The sequence below is a fragment of the Streptomyces enissocaesilis genome, assembly GCF_039533765.1.
In the GTDB taxonomy this organism is placed as follows: Bacteria; Actinomycetota; Actinomycetes; order Streptomycetales; family Streptomycetaceae; genus Streptomyces; species Streptomyces enissocaesilis.
In genome coordinates this window covers 1-13,362 of record NZ_BAAAUD010000029.1, presented here as the reverse complement: position 1 = coordinate 13,362, position 13,362 = coordinate 1, and the positions used below count along the sequence as shown (strand labels likewise).

At 70.0% G+C, this 13,362-nt stretch carries 14 protein-coding genes; 7 read left to right on the top strand and 7 right to left on the bottom strand.

Features of this window, described 5'->3' with window-relative positions:
• The first annotated feature begins 793 nt into the window (after nt 1-793).
• Nucleotides 794-2,884, top strand: coding sequence for a PIG-L family deacetylase (locus ABD374_RS13205; RefSeq protein ID WP_425577230.1), 2,091 nt, complete (start codon nt 794-796; stop codon nt 2,882-2,884).
• Between the two features lie 125 nt (nt 2,885-3,009).
• Here the strand turns inward: ABD374_RS13205 and tuf are convergent, their stop codons facing one another.
• The 6 genes from tuf to ABD374_RS13175 all read right to left on the bottom strand — a co-directional run bounded on the left by tuf (nt 3,010) and on the right by ABD374_RS13175 (nt 9,240).
• Complete coding sequence (gene tuf, locus ABD374_RS13200) at nt 3,010-4,203, bottom strand: elongation factor Tu (protein WP_344494739.1); 1,194 nt, start codon at nt 4,201-4,203, stop codon at nt 3,010-3,012.
• Between the two features lie 148 nt (nt 4,204-4,351).
• Nucleotides 4,352-6,481 carry an elongation factor G gene (gene fusA, locus ABD374_RS13195; protein WP_344494737.1) on the bottom strand — a complete coding sequence of 710 codons (2,130 nt, stop codon included), beginning with the start codon at nt 6,479-6,481 and terminating at the stop codon, nt 4,352-4,354.
• 38 nt (nt 6,482-6,519) lie between these two features.
• The gene (gene rpsG / locus ABD374_RS13190) at nt 6,520-6,990 is read right to left on the bottom strand and encodes a 30S ribosomal protein S7 (protein ID WP_018101248.1); all 471 of its coding nucleotides are present in this window, start codon (nt 6,988-6,990) and stop codon (nt 6,520-6,522) included.
• Between the two features lie 2 nt (nt 6,991-6,992).
• The gene (gene rpsL, locus ABD374_RS13185) at nt 6,993-7,364 is read right to left on the bottom strand and encodes a 30S ribosomal protein S12 (protein WP_003948652.1); all 372 of its coding nucleotides are present in this window, start codon (nt 7,362-7,364) and stop codon (nt 6,993-6,995) included.
• A gap of 309 nt (nt 7,365-7,673) precedes the next feature.
• Nucleotides 7,674-8,573 carry a hypothetical protein gene (locus ABD374_RS13180; protein WP_344494735.1) on the bottom strand — a complete coding sequence of 300 codons (900 nt, stop codon included), beginning with the start codon at nt 8,571-8,573 and terminating at the stop codon, nt 7,674-7,676.
• A gap of 220 nt (nt 8,574-8,793) precedes the next feature.
• Nucleotides 8,794-9,240 (bottom strand): helix-turn-helix domain-containing protein, encoded by a 447-nt coding sequence (locus ABD374_RS13175; protein WP_344494733.1) that lies wholly within the window; start codon nt 9,238-9,240, stop codon nt 8,794-8,796.
• Between the two features lie 221 nt (nt 9,241-9,461).
• Between ABD374_RS13175 and ABD374_RS13170 the strand changes: the two genes are divergently transcribed.
• The 3 genes from ABD374_RS13170 to ABD374_RS13160 all read left to right on the top strand — a co-directional run bounded on the left by ABD374_RS13170 (nt 9,462) and on the right by ABD374_RS13160 (nt 11,032).
• Complete coding sequence (locus ABD374_RS13170; protein WP_344494732.1) at nt 9,462-9,740, top strand: WhiB family transcriptional regulator; 279 nt, start codon at nt 9,462-9,464, stop codon at nt 9,738-9,740.
• Between the two features lie 225 nt (nt 9,741-9,965).
• The gene (locus ABD374_RS13165; protein ID WP_344494730.1) at nt 9,966-10,829 is read left to right on the top strand and encodes a hypothetical protein; all 864 of its coding nucleotides are present in this window, start codon (nt 9,966-9,968) and stop codon (nt 10,827-10,829) included.
• Nucleotides 10,826-11,032, top strand: a complete 207-nt coding sequence (locus ABD374_RS13160) for a MerR family transcriptional regulator (RefSeq protein ID WP_344494728.1) — start codon at nt 10,826-10,828, stop codon at nt 11,030-11,032. The genes ABD374_RS13165 and ABD374_RS13160 overlap by 4 nt, the downstream gene beginning before the upstream one ends.
• A 95-nt stretch (nt 11,033-11,127) precedes the next feature.
• Here the strand turns inward: ABD374_RS13160 and ABD374_RS13155 are convergent, their stop codons facing one another.
• Nucleotides 11,128-11,418, bottom strand: a complete 291-nt coding sequence (locus ABD374_RS13155; protein ID WP_344494726.1) for a hypothetical protein — start codon at nt 11,416-11,418, stop codon at nt 11,128-11,130.
• 465 nt (nt 11,419-11,883) lie between these two features.
• Between ABD374_RS13155 and ABD374_RS13150 the strand changes: the two genes are divergently transcribed.
• The 3 genes from ABD374_RS13150 to ABD374_RS13140 all read left to right on the top strand — a co-directional run.
• Nucleotides 11,884-12,291: a hypothetical protein gene (locus tag ABD374_RS13150; RefSeq protein WP_344494724.1), complete on the top strand. Its 408-nt coding sequence runs from the start codon at nt 11,884-11,886 to the stop codon at nt 12,289-12,291.
• Nucleotides 12,292-12,414: 123 nt separating this feature from the next.
• Nucleotides 12,415-13,020 (top strand): phage tail tube protein, encoded by a 606-nt coding sequence (locus tag ABD374_RS13145; protein WP_344494722.1) that lies wholly within the window; start codon nt 12,415-12,417, stop codon nt 13,018-13,020.
• Nucleotides 13,021-13,111: 91 nt separating this feature from the next.
• Nucleotides 13,112-13,362 (top strand): hypothetical protein (locus tag ABD374_RS13140; RefSeq protein WP_344494720.1); only part of this gene is annotated, 251 nt, incomplete at its 3' end.

Here is a 13,362-nt window from a genome sequence, read left to right as displayed (position 1 = left end):
GTCACGCTCTGGGACCCGGGGGCTGTCTCTGTCAGCACCGCTCTTCTCCGACCCACGCGGTCGGGCGTGTCGCATCCTCGCCAGTAAGAAATCCCGAAGGTTTTCCCTGCAGTAGGGGATGCGGTCCGCGACCGCAAGCCGGGGGAAGAACACCCACCGGGTGCCTGGTATCAGCCCCGCCAACGCTTCCCGAAAGATTCCCGTACGTCCGCCCCAGCGCTGCCTGAGGGCAGTTGGGGCGACGAGTACTGTGGGACTCGCTTCCGGTCCTCCCGACGGGAGGCGCGCAGCATCGGCACTCAACCGAGCAACCCCGACAGTCTGCCATACGGGGCACAGCCCGCGCCAATCGGACGCAAGAGATTACCCCGTACGTGACGAACGTCAAACCCGGGATCCCCCGGGCGGGCCGCGATCGCACGGAATCCCCGACCCGTATCTTCCGGACGTCCGGGTTGCGCCTTCGACGGCCCCGGCGCGGTCCTCCCGCCTCCGGCCGGCCGCGCGGACATCGCGTGGACACCCCACCGCGCCTTCGGCACCGCCGGCCGGGTCGGCGGACCGGTGGGGTCAGCCAGCTTCGACGTGGCCCAACTGCCCGGCGTCCAGGAGGCGTTGGAGGTGGTGGCGCAGCGCCGTCGCGCCGCCGCCGTGACGCCCGGGCGTCGCACGCGTCCCCGCACACGGCCGCGCGGAGGCAACCCCGCGTACCCAATCCCCGTCCACCTTCACGGAACACGGAACGCAGCGCGAAGGACCGCCCGCTGCGGGGGAAGCGGACGGAGCGACACGCGTGACCAGCACGACCGAACGGGGGCTCGCCCCTGCCTGCCCTCAGGACACCGCCGTATCCGGCCCCGGCAGGCGCGCCGTCGTCGCCTCCGCCGCCGCCGTCGCCGGGGGCCTGGCCCTCACCGCCTGCTCCGTCCCCGCCCCGCGCCGCACGGGACCCGTCGCCGACCCGGTCCCCGGCAAGCAGATAGCCCGTACCCGTCACGCGCTGCTGATGCAGGTCCTGGCGCACCCCGACGACGACCTGTACTTCATGAACCCGGACACCCGGCAGACGCTGGACTCCGGCACCCCGCTGGTCTGCGTGTACGTCACCGCGGGTGAGGCCAACGGCGTCAACCGGATACCCGGCGCCGCCCCCCGGCCCCCCGACAGGGGGGCGTACTCCTCCGCCCGCCACCAGGGGCTGCGCCAGGCGTACGCCGTCCTTCTGGGCCTGCCCCGGTTCACCCGGTGGCAGAGGTCCGTGACCACCCTGCGCGGGGGCCGCGAGGCCGAGCTGAACACCCTCGTGAACGGTGACCGCCGGGTCGAGCTGATCTTCCTCAACCTGGCCATGCACACCTCGTGGAGGCGGCTGGGGCTGCCCAGCCTGTGGGAGGCGCGCGGCCTGTCGCTGCGCACCGTCGTGGCCGACGGTTCGCCCCTGCAGAAGGCCGGCTCGTACGACTACGAGGGGCTCGTGGACGTGCTCGCGGGGCTGATGGACCGGTACCGCCCCACGGTGGTGCAGACCCTCGACCCCGACCCGGACATCCAGCACAGCGACGAGGCCACCCGGCGCCACGACAGCGAGCAGCCCGGCTACTCCGACCACGCGGACCACACCGCGGCCGCCTCCTTCACCTGGGCCGCGATGATCCGGTGGGTCGCCGAGGCGACGGAGGGCGGCGGTGCCGTGCCGCGCTTCGTCGCCACCGCTTACCGCGGCTACTACAACCGCCACTGGCCGAAGAACCTCCCGGGGCCCGTGGTCAGGGAGAAGGCCGCACACCTCGTGCCGTACGGCGGCGGCCCCGACTGGGCGTGCGGGAACGCGGCGGGCTGCGGCGACTACAACGTCGGCGGCGGCCGTCCGCTCACCAACCGCAAGGGCTGGGTCCGCTCCACCCACTACCGCCACCCCGGCGCCCGGCCCGTCGTCACCACAGGTCCCGACGGGCGTCTCACGGCGTACGGCGTGCTGGGCCTGCGGGTCGCGCGCTGGCGCGAGACGGCGCGGGGCAGCGGCGCGTGGGGCGCGCCGGACGACCTCGGCGGCGGACCGCTGGCTCCGGCGCTCGGCGCGGCCACGTTCGAAGACGGCCGTCAGCTCCTCTTCGGCCTGCGCTTCTCCGCGCTCACGGGCCACGGCGCGCCCAACACGCGCGAAATCGTGGTACTCGAACAGCGCGCGCCCGGTGGCAGGTTCGGCGCCTGGGCCGGCCTCGGCAATCCGGAGAAGCGCCATGACCGGGGCCGCCGCATCGGCTCCCCCGTCGCGGTGGCGGCGCCCGACGGCCGGGTCCATCTCTTCGTACGGAACGCGGACAAGGGCATCAGCACGCGCGTCCGCGGCGCGGCCGGCGGCTGGGACGCCTGGCGCGACCTCGGCGGCGGCGAGATCCAGGACGGCCTCGCGGCGGTGGTGGACCGGGCCGGCCGCGTCCACGTCTTCGCCGCGGGCCGCGAGACCGTGCACCACTGGACGCAGGACGCGCCCGGCCGGCCGGTGGGCCCGCGCCCGGGCACCGGGCTGCCCACGCCGGGGGGCTCCCCCACCGCACTCGCGGCGCCGGACGGCGGCATAGACCTGGTGTACCGGCGCCCCGCGACGGCCCGTCTGACGACGGCGCGGGTGGGCGGCAGCAGCCCGGTGCGGCTGCGGTTCAACGGGTACGGGGCGGTGGGCGCGGCGTCCGCTCCGACGGGGCCCGTCCTGCTGGGCCGGAACCCGAGGGGGCAGGTCCAGCTGCTCGCGAGCGGCCGCCTGGTACGCCGCAGGGGCGGCGCCCCGGCCTCCCTGGAGGGCCCGGCACTGCACGTCGGCCCGGAGGGCCCGGTCGTGGTCGGCCTGGGGCCGGACGCCATGCCCTGGCTCTGGCGGCCCTAGGGAACCTCGCGGGCGGCAGGGCCCGCCGGGCCGCGAAAAGCAGAAAGGGCCCCGGCGCCGCCGCGAACGGCGGGCCGGGGCCCTTCTTGGTGCTCTGGTGGAGCTACCAGGTCAAACCAACAAGACTACTTGTTGATCTTGGTGACCTGGCCGGCGCCCACGGTCCGGCCACCCTCACGGATGGCGAACTTGAGGCCTTCCTCCATGGCGACCGGCTGAATCAGCGAGACCGTCATGACGGTGTTGTCGCCCGGCATGACCATCTCGGTGCCCTCGGGGAGGGTGACGACGCCGGTCACGTCCGTGGTACGGAAGTAGAACTGCGGGCGGTAGTTGTTGAAGAAGGGGGTGTGACGGCCACCCTCGTCCTTCGACAGGATGTAGGCCTGGGCCTCGAACTCGGTGTGCGGCGTGACCGAACCGGGCTTGATGATGACCTGGCCGCGCTCGACGTCCTCGCGCTTGATGCCACGGAGGAGCAGACCGACGTTCTCACCGGCCTGGCCCTCGTCGAGCAGCTTGCGGAACATCTCGATGCCCGTGACCGTGGTGGTGGTCTTCTCTTCCTTGATACCCACGATGTCAACGGTCTCGTTGACCTTGAGGATACCGCGCTCGATACGACCGGTGACGACCGTGCCACGACCGGTGATCGTGAAGACGTCCTCGATCGGCATCAGGAACGGCTTGTCGACGTCGCGCTCGGGCTGCGGGATCGACTCGTCGACGGCGGCCATCAGGTTCAGGACCGACTGGCCCCACTCCTTGTCGCCCTCGAGCGCCTTGAGCGCCGAGACACGCACGACCGGAAGGTCGTCGCCCGGGAACTCGTACTCGGAGAGGAGCTCACGGACCTCGAGCTCGACGAGCTCCATGATCTCTTCGTCGTCCACCATGTCGGCCTTGTTCAGGGCGACAACGATGTACGGCACGCCTACCTGGCGGGCCAGGAGCACGTGCTCCTTGGTCTGCGGCATCGGGCCGTCGGTGGCGGCGACCACGAGGATGGCGCCGTCCATCTGCGCCGCACCCGTGATCATGTTCTTGATGTAGTCCGCGTGACCGGGGCAGTCGACGTGCGCGTAGTGACGCGACTCCGTCTGGTACTCGACGTGCGCGATCGAGATCGTGATACCGCGCTGGCGCTCCTCAGGAGCCTTGTCGATCTGGTCGAAGGCCGAGGCCTCGTTCAGGTCCGGGTACGCGTCATGCAGCACCTTGGTAATCGCCGCGGTCAGCGTCGTCTTACCGTGGTCGATGTGACCGATGGTGCCGATGTTGACGTGCGGCTTAGTCCGCTCGAACTTCGCCTTCGCCACTGGGTCCTCCTGGAGTGGTTCTGTACGCCTTGCTTCATCGGCGCCAGGTGATCTTTGCTGGGATGCCGACCGCCGGGGGTTTCCCATACGGATCGCGGGGGAGAGCCCCCGGCGGTCGGGTCAAGCCTAAAGCGTCAACTCGGGGGAGCTACTCGCCCTTGGCCTTCGCGATGATCTCCTCGGCGACGTTCCGCGGAACCTCGGCGTAGGAGTCGAACTGCATCGAGTAGCTTGCGCGACCCGAGGTCTTGCTGCGGAGGTCTCCGACGTAGCCGAACATCTCCGAGAGGGGCACGAGGCCCTTCACGACGCGAGCGCCGCTGCGCTCCTCCATGGCCTGGATCTGGCCACGGCGGGAGTTGAGGTCGCCGATGACATCGCCCATGTAGTCCTCGGGCGTGGTGACCTCGACGGCCATCATCGGCTCGAGGAGCACGGGAGAGGCCTTGCGGGCACCCTCCTTGAACGCCTGCGAACCGGCGATCTTGAAGGCGAGCTCCGAGGAGTCGACCTCGTGGTAACCACCGTCGAGAAGGGTGACGCGAACGCCGACCATCTCGTAGCCGGCCAGGATGCCGAACTGCATGGCTTCCTGCGCGCCCGCGTCCACCGACGGGATGTACTCCCGGGGGATGCGGCCACCGGTGACCTTGTTGACGAACTCGTACGAGGCGTCGCCACCCTCGATGGGCTCGAGGGCGATCTGCACCTTCGCGAACTGGCCGGTACCACCAGTCTGCTTCTTGTGCGTGTAGTCGATGCGCTCGACGGCCTTGCGGATCGTCTCGCGGTAGGCGACCTGGGGCTTGCCGACGTTCGCCTCGACGCGGAACTCGCGCTTCATGCGGTCGACAAGAACCTCGAGGTGAAGCTCGCCCATACCGCCGATGACGGTCTGGCCGGTCTCCTCGTTGGTGTGCACCTGGAAGGAGGGGTCCTCCTCCGAGAGACGCTGGATGGCTACACCCAGCTTCTCCTGGTCACCCTTGGACTTGGGCTCGATCGCGACCTCGATGACCGGCGCCGGGAAGTCCATGGACTCCAGGATCACCGGCTGCTTCTCGTCGCACAGCGTCTCACCGGTGGTGGTCTGCTTCAGGCCCATGACGGCGATGATGTCACCGGCGCCCACCGACGCGATCTCCTCACGCTTGTTCGCGTGCATGCGGTAGATCTTGCCGATGCGCTCCTTCTTGCCCTTGACCGAGTTCAGCACGGAGCTGCCGGCCTCGAGGCGGCCCGAGTACACCCGGACGAAGGTGAGCTTGCCGAGGTGCGGGTCGCTCATGATCTTGAACGCAAGACCGGAGAACGGCTCGTCGTCGGCAGGCTTGCGCTGGACGACCTTCTCCGGGTCCTTGACGTCGTGGCCCTCGATGGCCTCGACGTCCAGGGGGGAAGGCAGGTAGCGCACGACCGCGTCGAGCAGGGGCTGGACGCCCTTGTTCTTGAACGCGGTGCCACAGAACACCGGGGTGACCGTGACGGAGTCGGCGCTGCCCTTGGAGGCGAGCGTGATGCGACGGATGGCGGCGTACAGCTGCTCCACCGAAGGCTCCTGGCCCTCGAGGTACAGCTCCATCATCTGGTCGTCGTGCTCGGCGACGGCCTCGAGCAGCTTGCCGCGCCACTCGTCGGCAGCCTCGGTGTGGGTGTCGGGGATGTCGACGATGTCGTACATCTCACCCTTGGCAGCCTCGGCGGACCAGACAAAGGCCTTCATCGTCACGAGGTCGACGACGCCCTTGAAGTCGGCTTCGGCACCGATGGGGAGCTGCATGACCAGCGGAACCGCACCGAGGCGGTCGACGATCATGTCGACGCAACGGTGGAACTCGGCGCCGGTGCGGTCGAGCTTGTTGACGAAGCAGATGCGCGGCACGCCGTAGCGGTCCGCCTGACGCCAGACGGTCTCGGACTGCGGCTCGACGCCCGCCACACCGTCGAACACGGTGACGGCACCGTCGAGGACGCGGAGCGAACGCTCCACCTCGACGGTGAAGTCCACGTGACCCGGGGTGTCGATGATGTTGATCGTGTGATCGACATCGTTGAGCGGCCAGTGGCAGGTCGTCGCGGCAGACGTGATCGTGATGCCGCGCTCCTGCTCCTGCTCCATCCAGTCCATGGTGGCTGCGCCGTCGTGGACTTCACCGATCTTGTAAGACACACCGGTGTAGAAGAGGATCCGCTCGGTGGTGGTCGTCTTGCCCGCGTCGATGTGGGCCATGATCCCGATGTTGCGGACCTTGGCCAGGTCAAGCGAAGTGGTGGCCATAAGGCTCAATCTTCTCTCGGTCTCGATGTGGGTAGCGACTACCAGCGGTAGTGCGCGAAGGCCTTGTTGGACTCGGCCATCTTGTGGGTGTCCTCACGCTTCTTGACGGCAGCGCCAAGACCGTTGGAGGCGTCGAGCAGCTCGTTCATGAGGCGCTCGGTCATGGTCTTCTCGCGGCGGGCGCGGGAGTAACCCACGACCCAGCGCAGCGCGAGCGTGGCCGCACGACCGGGCTTGACCTCGATCGGCACCTGGTAGGTGGCGCCACCGACACGGCGGGACTTGACCTCGAGAGACGGCTTCACGTTCTCGAGGGCGCGCTTCAGCGTGATGACCGGGTCAGCGCCGGTCTTCTCGCGGAGGCCTTCCATGGCGCCGTAGACGATCCGCTCGGCGGTGGAACGCTTGCCGTCGAGGAGGATCTTGTTGATCAGCGACGTGACAAGAGGAGAGCTGTAGACCGGGTCGATGATGACCGGGCGCTTCGGGGCGGGGCCCTTACGAGGCATTCTTACTTCTCCTTCTTGGCGCCGTAGCGGCTGCGGGCCTGCTTGCGGTTCTTGACACCCTGGGTGTCGAGCGAGCCGCGGATGATCTTGTAGCGAACACCCGGCAGGTCCTTCACACGGCCACCACGCACGAGCACGATCGAGTGCTCCTGCAGGTTGTGTCCCTCACCCGGGATGTAAGCAGTGACTTCGATCCCGCTGGTCAGACGCACACGCGCGACCTTACGCAGGGCCGAGTTCGGCTTCTTCGGGGTGGTCGTGAACACACGCGTGCAGACGCCGCGGCGCTGAGGGGAACCCTCGAGTGCGGGCGTCTTGTTCTTCTCGACCTTGTCCTGCCGGCCCTTGCGGACCAGCTGCTGGATCGTAGGCACTACTTCTCCGGTTTCTGTGTGCCGATCACTGTGAAACTAACCTGGAACACCTCCGACCCACGCGGTCGGGTGTGTCGAACACTGGAAGCCCCCGCCGAAGCGGAGAAGACACAGATTGCGGTGTGTTTTCTCCCCTGGCTTCCCGAGCGGACGTCAGCACGCACGGCAGCCGGGACACACCCCAGGCACAAGGTCTGACTGTACCTACCTCACTGACTCCGGTCAAAACAAATGCCCACGCACGGCAAGGCCCGGCTCACCTCGGACGACGTCCCGGCCGCTTCCCGGGAACACCTGCCGGACCCGTGGTCAGACGGTGTTGTCGCCGGAGGCGTGGGGAGGGGCGCCGCGGGAGTCGTCGGGGCCTCCGGGCGGCCCGCCCGGAGGGGCGCGCCGGGGGCGGCGGATCGCGCTGAGCCTCGGGATGGTGGGGACCTTGGAACTGCGGCTCTTGGGCGCGAAGGCGGGCCGGGTGCTCCGGGGCGCGGCGGGGCTCCCGGCCTGCTCGGGGGCGCCTGCCTGCTCGGAGGTGCCCGCCGATTCGGGGGTGCCTGCCGGCTCGGGGGTGTCCGTCGGCTCGGGGGCGGGGGTCCGGGTCCCGGTGGAGGGCTCGGGCGGGGCGGGGGCCTCGGCGTCCGGCGCGGCCCCGGTGCGTGAGCCGACGGCCCGGCCGGGCTTCGCGGGCTTCTCGCTCCGCGCAGTCGTGTTCCCGGTGGCGGCCGCGTCGTCGTCGATGGCGTCGGGGCGGTTCGTGGTGCCGCCGGGCGCAGGGGTACGACCCCGGGGCCCCGGCTCGCCCCTGTGTTCCGCCGCCTTGTTCACCGAGTAGTTCCGGTCCTTGAGAAAGGGGATCACCGCGGCCTGCCCGGGCGTGTCTTCCACCAGCCGCAGGGTGCGGGCGCGCGACAGGCGCGCTTCCTCCAGGGCCGGTGTGAAATGGGCGACGGCGTCGCGCCAGCCCTTCGCGTAGGCGGTGAACTCGCGGCGGTCGCTCTCCTCGCGGAGCAGGGCGGCGACCTCCTCGGGCGTGTGCTCGTCCAGCAGTCTGCCGAGCGCCCCGGGAAGGCCCAGGGGGTCGCCCGTGGATATCGGGGCCGACTTCTCCTTCTCCCCGGACGGGCACTTCTCGTCTCCGTCGGGGCCCGCGGTCCCGTCTCCGGCCTCATGTGCGGCGCCCGAGGACAGGGAGCGCTTCTCGCACTCGGTCATACGGGCATCCCTTTCGCGTCCCATCGCTGCCAATCCCGCCCATGGAAGGCGCACTTCGGCGACGCGTCCGGCGTGGCGGCGTCGGAATGTGCGGCTCTTGGAGGCGTACAACCTGTGCGTATGTGGGGGGACAGGCTGTGACAGTTTACCGGGATCAAGAGGAAGCGCCCGTTCCGCACCGCCCGCTCACCAAGGAACCGCCGGGGCGGACGAAGCGCGGTCAGTCCTTGGCGAGCGGGGCGCGACGGGCCGGGGCGGCGGGCAGGAACTGGCCGGCGACCTTGATGAACATGTCCCGCTGATCAGCCGGTACGCCCAGGCCGGCTGCGGCCTCCTCCAGTGTCAGCCGGCGTTCCCCCACGCCCGGCCGGGCCGCTCCCTCGACGGCCTGCGGCAGCGGCAGCGGCAGGTCGTCTTCGGTGAGCCGGCCGGACCGGATGAGCATCTCCCGCACCGATACGTCCAGCACGTGCGCGAGGCGCCGGGTCGTCTCCAGGTCCGGCATGCTCTGTCTCTGGAGCAGCCGGGTGATGGCTGCGCGATGGACCCCGGCCTCGTCGGCGAGTCGGGACTTGCCCCCGCCGCGGGGGCTGTCGATGTCGAAGCCGCGACGGCGAATCAATTCCTCGATCCATGCGGCGAACTGTTCCAGGTCACTGACGGTCATGGTTGGACGCCTCCCTCCAAGGCAATACCCAACCTTATCGCGCTTGCGCGCACAGAATTACGTGCTCCTGCGCGCGCACGGTGAGGTTTTTCGAGAGAGGGTGCGGATCATTAAGTTGCGCACGAGCGCGCAACATGTCATCGTGCGGGTTCGCAACCACCCTTCGGGGTGGTCCGAGCCGTCCGAGCCGGTCGGCTCCCGCCCGAACCAGGAGTACCGCCATGGCGTCCGCATCCACCCTGCCCCTGCCCGAGGTGCTGGAGTTCTTCGGCTGGCGAGCCGCTGCCGCCTGCGCGGGCCTCCCCCCGCAGGTGATCTTCAGCAAGCGCGAGGAAGAAGCCCGGCCTGCGTTGACGGCGTGCGGGCGATGCCCCGTGGTGCGCCGTTGCGAAGAGTCGGTGGCTCCGGCCGAGAGCTTCTTCGACGGCGTGAGCGCGGGGCGCCTGTGGCGCAACGGGCGCCCTGTCGACCTCAAGGGCGTCCGTCGCGCCGCCGCCTGACCCCTCTTCGGCGAGTTAGTTGCGACTGCGCACGATAGGCCCGGAAGTGGCTGTGGACGACCAGGCGCGGAACGACTTCGTACGTATGACGGCTACGACAGAAGCCCCGATCGGCGGCATCACGCGACGTATGCGTTCTCCCGTACATGCCTCTCCACACAGCTCCTTTCCCCTCTTCACGCTTTTTCTTCACTCCTTTCCCGCCCGTCGTACCTGGGAGGCACCATGTCCGCATCAGCCTCGTCCTCCGCGTTTCCGTCCGCGTCGTCCTTTTCCCCTTCTCCTCCCTCTTCGTCGTCCACGTCGTCCGCGTCGTCCGCGTCGTCCGCGCCGTCAGCGCCGGCGCCCTCGGCCGAGCACGTCGTCCGTGACGCGGCGCTCTGGATAGAGGCGCTCCTGAAGCAGTTCCCCGAACTGCTCACGGAGCTGGCCCCGGGCCGCCCGTCCGCCGTCACCGAGCGGCGGGCCCCCGCCCCCGGCACCGCCGAGCGGATCCGCGAAGAGCGGCGGGACGCCCTCCTCGTCCAGCAGCGGCACGGCCTCTCGGTACCCGGGCACTCGGCGGCGCCGCTGCGGCTCCACGTCTCGGACGCCATCCGGGACATCACCGACGGCGTCATCGAGCTGGACGAGGCCGTCCACGACAAGCTCGGCCTGGGCCGGCCGCGCCAGGCGCGCGTACCGCAGCGGCTGATCCGGACCGCCGGGCTCCTGCCCCGGGTGGCGGCCCATCCGGCGCTGGCGGCGCACGTCCGCGACGAGTCCCGGCGGATGGCCCGGCGCTGCGCCCGGGTACTGGGCGACTCCGAGTCGATGGTCCGGGTGCGGGGCCGTTGCCCGTGGTGCGACTCGGTGTCGCTGCGCGCGTTCCCCGCCCGGCGGGCGGTGCTGTGCGTGAACCCGGCCTGCCGGTGCGGCGCCGAGGAGTGCGACTGCCGTACGGACCCGGCGTACCGGCACGTCTGGCACGAGGGCGACTGGGAGACGCTGTCGGGCACGGCCGGAGCGGACCGGGCGGAGATCGACGCGTCGATGGACGAGTCGGCGACGGCCGCCCGGGCCACGAGCACCGAAGGAGCGCGTCGATGACGATCGCCGCCGACACCCTGATCAACGGCGCCCTCGCGGCGACCGAGGCGGGCGTGGTGCCCGCCACGATCCGCAAGTGGGTCCAGCTGGGGCACCTGGTGCCGGCAGGACGCCAGGGCCGGGCGCAGTTGTACCGCCTGGAGGACGTGTTCGCGGCAGAGCGTGCGGCCCGGCGCAAGGCGCAACCGGCCGGTACCGGGTGAGGCCGGCCGATCCGGAGGAGAAGTAACCCGTAGTAAAGAAGAGGCGGCCACCCCGAGGGGTGGCCGCCTCTTGCGTCTGCCGTGCGGGCCTGACGTCACGGTCCGGCGTCCCCCTCCGGGCGCATGCGCAGCACCTGCGCGTCGTCGAGTTCGGGGCCGGGGGCCGAGACGTGCCGCACGGCTTCCTGCCAGCCGCTGGTGAAGCCGCGGACCTCGGCGTCGACCGCGATGCGCGCGCCGATCTTGCCGACGACGGCGGTGAGCGTTCTCGCGATCTCTCCGGTGTAGGTACCGGACTCTCCTGCTTCCGCCGCTACCTCGACAGCGACGGCGACCACTTCGGTCAGTCGCTCATGCGCACTGCTGACGCTGCTGACCACGCGCACCTGCCGTTTCCTGTCCGCACAACGGGCTGCCATCCACACTCACCACACCTTTTCGAATCTCAGTTCGAAATATCGAGAGTAACGCCCCCGGGGTCCGCGACACCACTACAAACACACCTGTTCAAGTGCGTTCGCGCACGAACGAGTTGCGCGCTCGCACGATCTGAATCACAATAGGTGCAGCGGCGGAGCTGCGCCCGCATCCCTCCAGGGTGCGGCTCCGCCGTACGGATCCGTGCGGCGCCCCGCAGGCCCCGCGCGTCGGACGGCAGGCTCCCCCGGCCGCCTCCGGCGCGTGGTGCGTGCCGCGGGGCGCCGCCCGGGTCTTCACCAGCCCCCGTGAGCCCGTCGGATCTCGTGAGCCCCGCCAGGTCCCGTGTGCCTCGTCAGGTCTCAGGAGCCCAGTAGGTCCCATGAGTCCCGCCAGCCCCGTCAGTCCCCGTACGAACAGGAGCGGTATCCCGTATGAGCCAAGCCCCGAACACCTTCCCCGACGTGGAGGCCATCGTCGTGGACCTCCTCTCCGACCGGCCGGAGCTGGCGGGCGCGATCGTGGACGACGAGCCGCCGGCCGACTTCAACGGCACGCAGCGGGCGGTCATCGTCTCCCGGCGCGGCGGTGCCTGGATCGACGACCTCCACGTCGACCAGCCGCTGATCGAACTGGAGGTCTACGGCCCGACGAAGTCCGCCGCGCACCTCCTGGCGAACCAGGCCCGTGCCGTGGTCCTCCAGAGCGCCGGCACGGTCTTCGGCGTCTCGACGATCACCGACGTCAGTGAGGCCGACGGCCCGCGCTGGCTCCCCGACTACATCTACACCGCGGCCAACCGCTACCTCTGCGTGCTGCGCCTCTCCGTGCGTACGGACTGACGCGCCTTCCGGGCCGACGCGTCCGTACGCCCCCACAGACCAGGCCTCGCCGTTCCGGCGGGGCCTTTGCCGTACCCACGGCAGCCCACCCACGCACCACCCATCCCTTTGAAGGAGCACCCCATGGCAGGCAACACCTCTTCCGAGATCCGCGTCGCCGGTACCGGCCGTGTCCTCGTCGCGCCGATCGGCGCGCCCCTCCCCACCACCTTCTCCGCCACCCCGTCCACCGACTGGGGCACCGGCTGGGTGGACCTCGGGTACACGTCGACCGACGGTGTGACCTTCTCGAAGAAGGACAAGCTCGACCCGGTCGAGACGTGGCAGTCGATCAGCCCGGCCCGGTTCGTCTACGCGGACCGCGACCTGACGCTGAAGTTCTCGATGCTGCAGTTCAACGAGGACACGCTGCCGTTCTTCATGGGCGGCAGCAAGAACGACATCACCGCCGCCGGCGCGGGCTCGGGCGTCTTCACCTTCGACGTCCCGGACGGTCCGACCTTCGACGAGCGCGCGCTCGGCCTGGAGTTCACCGACGGCAAGGACATCACGTACCGCTTCGTCATCCCGCGCGGTCAGGTGACGGCCTCGGACGACATCAAGCTCGCCCGTAAGGCCGCGGCCTCGCTCGGCGTCACCTTCACCGCCCTGTCCGGTGGCGACGGCGAGCCGCTGGCGACCTTCGTCATGAAGGACCCGACGTACGCCACGGCTCCCGTCTCCGCCTAAGCACCACCCGCGCCGGGCGGGGGCACTCCGTCCCCGCCCGGCGCACGTTCCGCCCCTTCACCAGCTCAGTCCCAGAGATACGGAGACACCCATGGCACCCTTCGACGTCAACGCCGCCCGCGCCCAGCGCATGGAGGCCCTCGGCCGCGCCTGGTCGTTCAGCCTGGACGACGACACCTTCGAACTGCCCACCGAGCTCTCCCGCGCGACGGCCAAGGGGCTGCGCCGGCTCGACGACGACGATGTGGACGGCCTGCTGAAGCTGCTGCTCGGTGAGGAGCAGTTCAAGCGCTTCGGGAAGCACGAGGTCACGATGCAGGACATCGGGGCGATCCTGAACGC

Bases quoted from the DNA above. Each gene is read 5' to 3' on its own strand.
- ABD374_RS13180 (WP_344494735.1), bottom strand. From the start codon at position 8,573: ATGACCGAGTGCGAGAAGCGCTCCCTGTCCTCGGGCGCCGCACATGAG.
- ABD374_RS13160 (WP_344494728.1), top strand. From the start codon at position 10,826: ATGACGATCGCCGCCGACACCCTGATCAACGGCGCCCTCGCGGCGACC.
- ABD374_RS13165 (WP_344494730.1), top strand. From the start codon at position 9,966: ATGTCCGCATCAGCCTCGTCCTCCGCGTTTCCGTCCGCGTCGTCCTTT.
- ABD374_RS13145 (WP_344494722.1), top strand. From the start codon at position 12,415: ATGGCAGGCAACACCTCTTCCGAGATCCGCGTCGCCGGTACCGGCCGT.
- rpsG (WP_018101248.1), bottom strand. From the start codon at position 6,990: ATGCCTCGTAAGGGCCCCGCCCCGAAGCGCCCGGTCATCATCGACCCG.
- ABD374_RS13170 (WP_344494732.1), top strand. From the start codon at position 9,462: ATGGCGTCCGCATCCACCCTGCCCCTGCCCGAGGTGCTGGAGTTCTTC.
- fusA (WP_344494737.1), bottom strand. From the start codon at position 6,481: ATGGCCACCACTTCGCTTGACCTGGCCAAGGTCCGCAACATCGGGATC.
- ABD374_RS13175 (WP_344494733.1), bottom strand. From the start codon at position 9,240: ATGACCGTCAGTGACCTGGAACAGTTCGCCGCATGGATCGAGGAATTG.
- ABD374_RS13150 (WP_344494724.1), top strand. From the start codon at position 11,884: ATGAGCCAAGCCCCGAACACCTTCCCCGACGTGGAGGCCATCGTCGTG.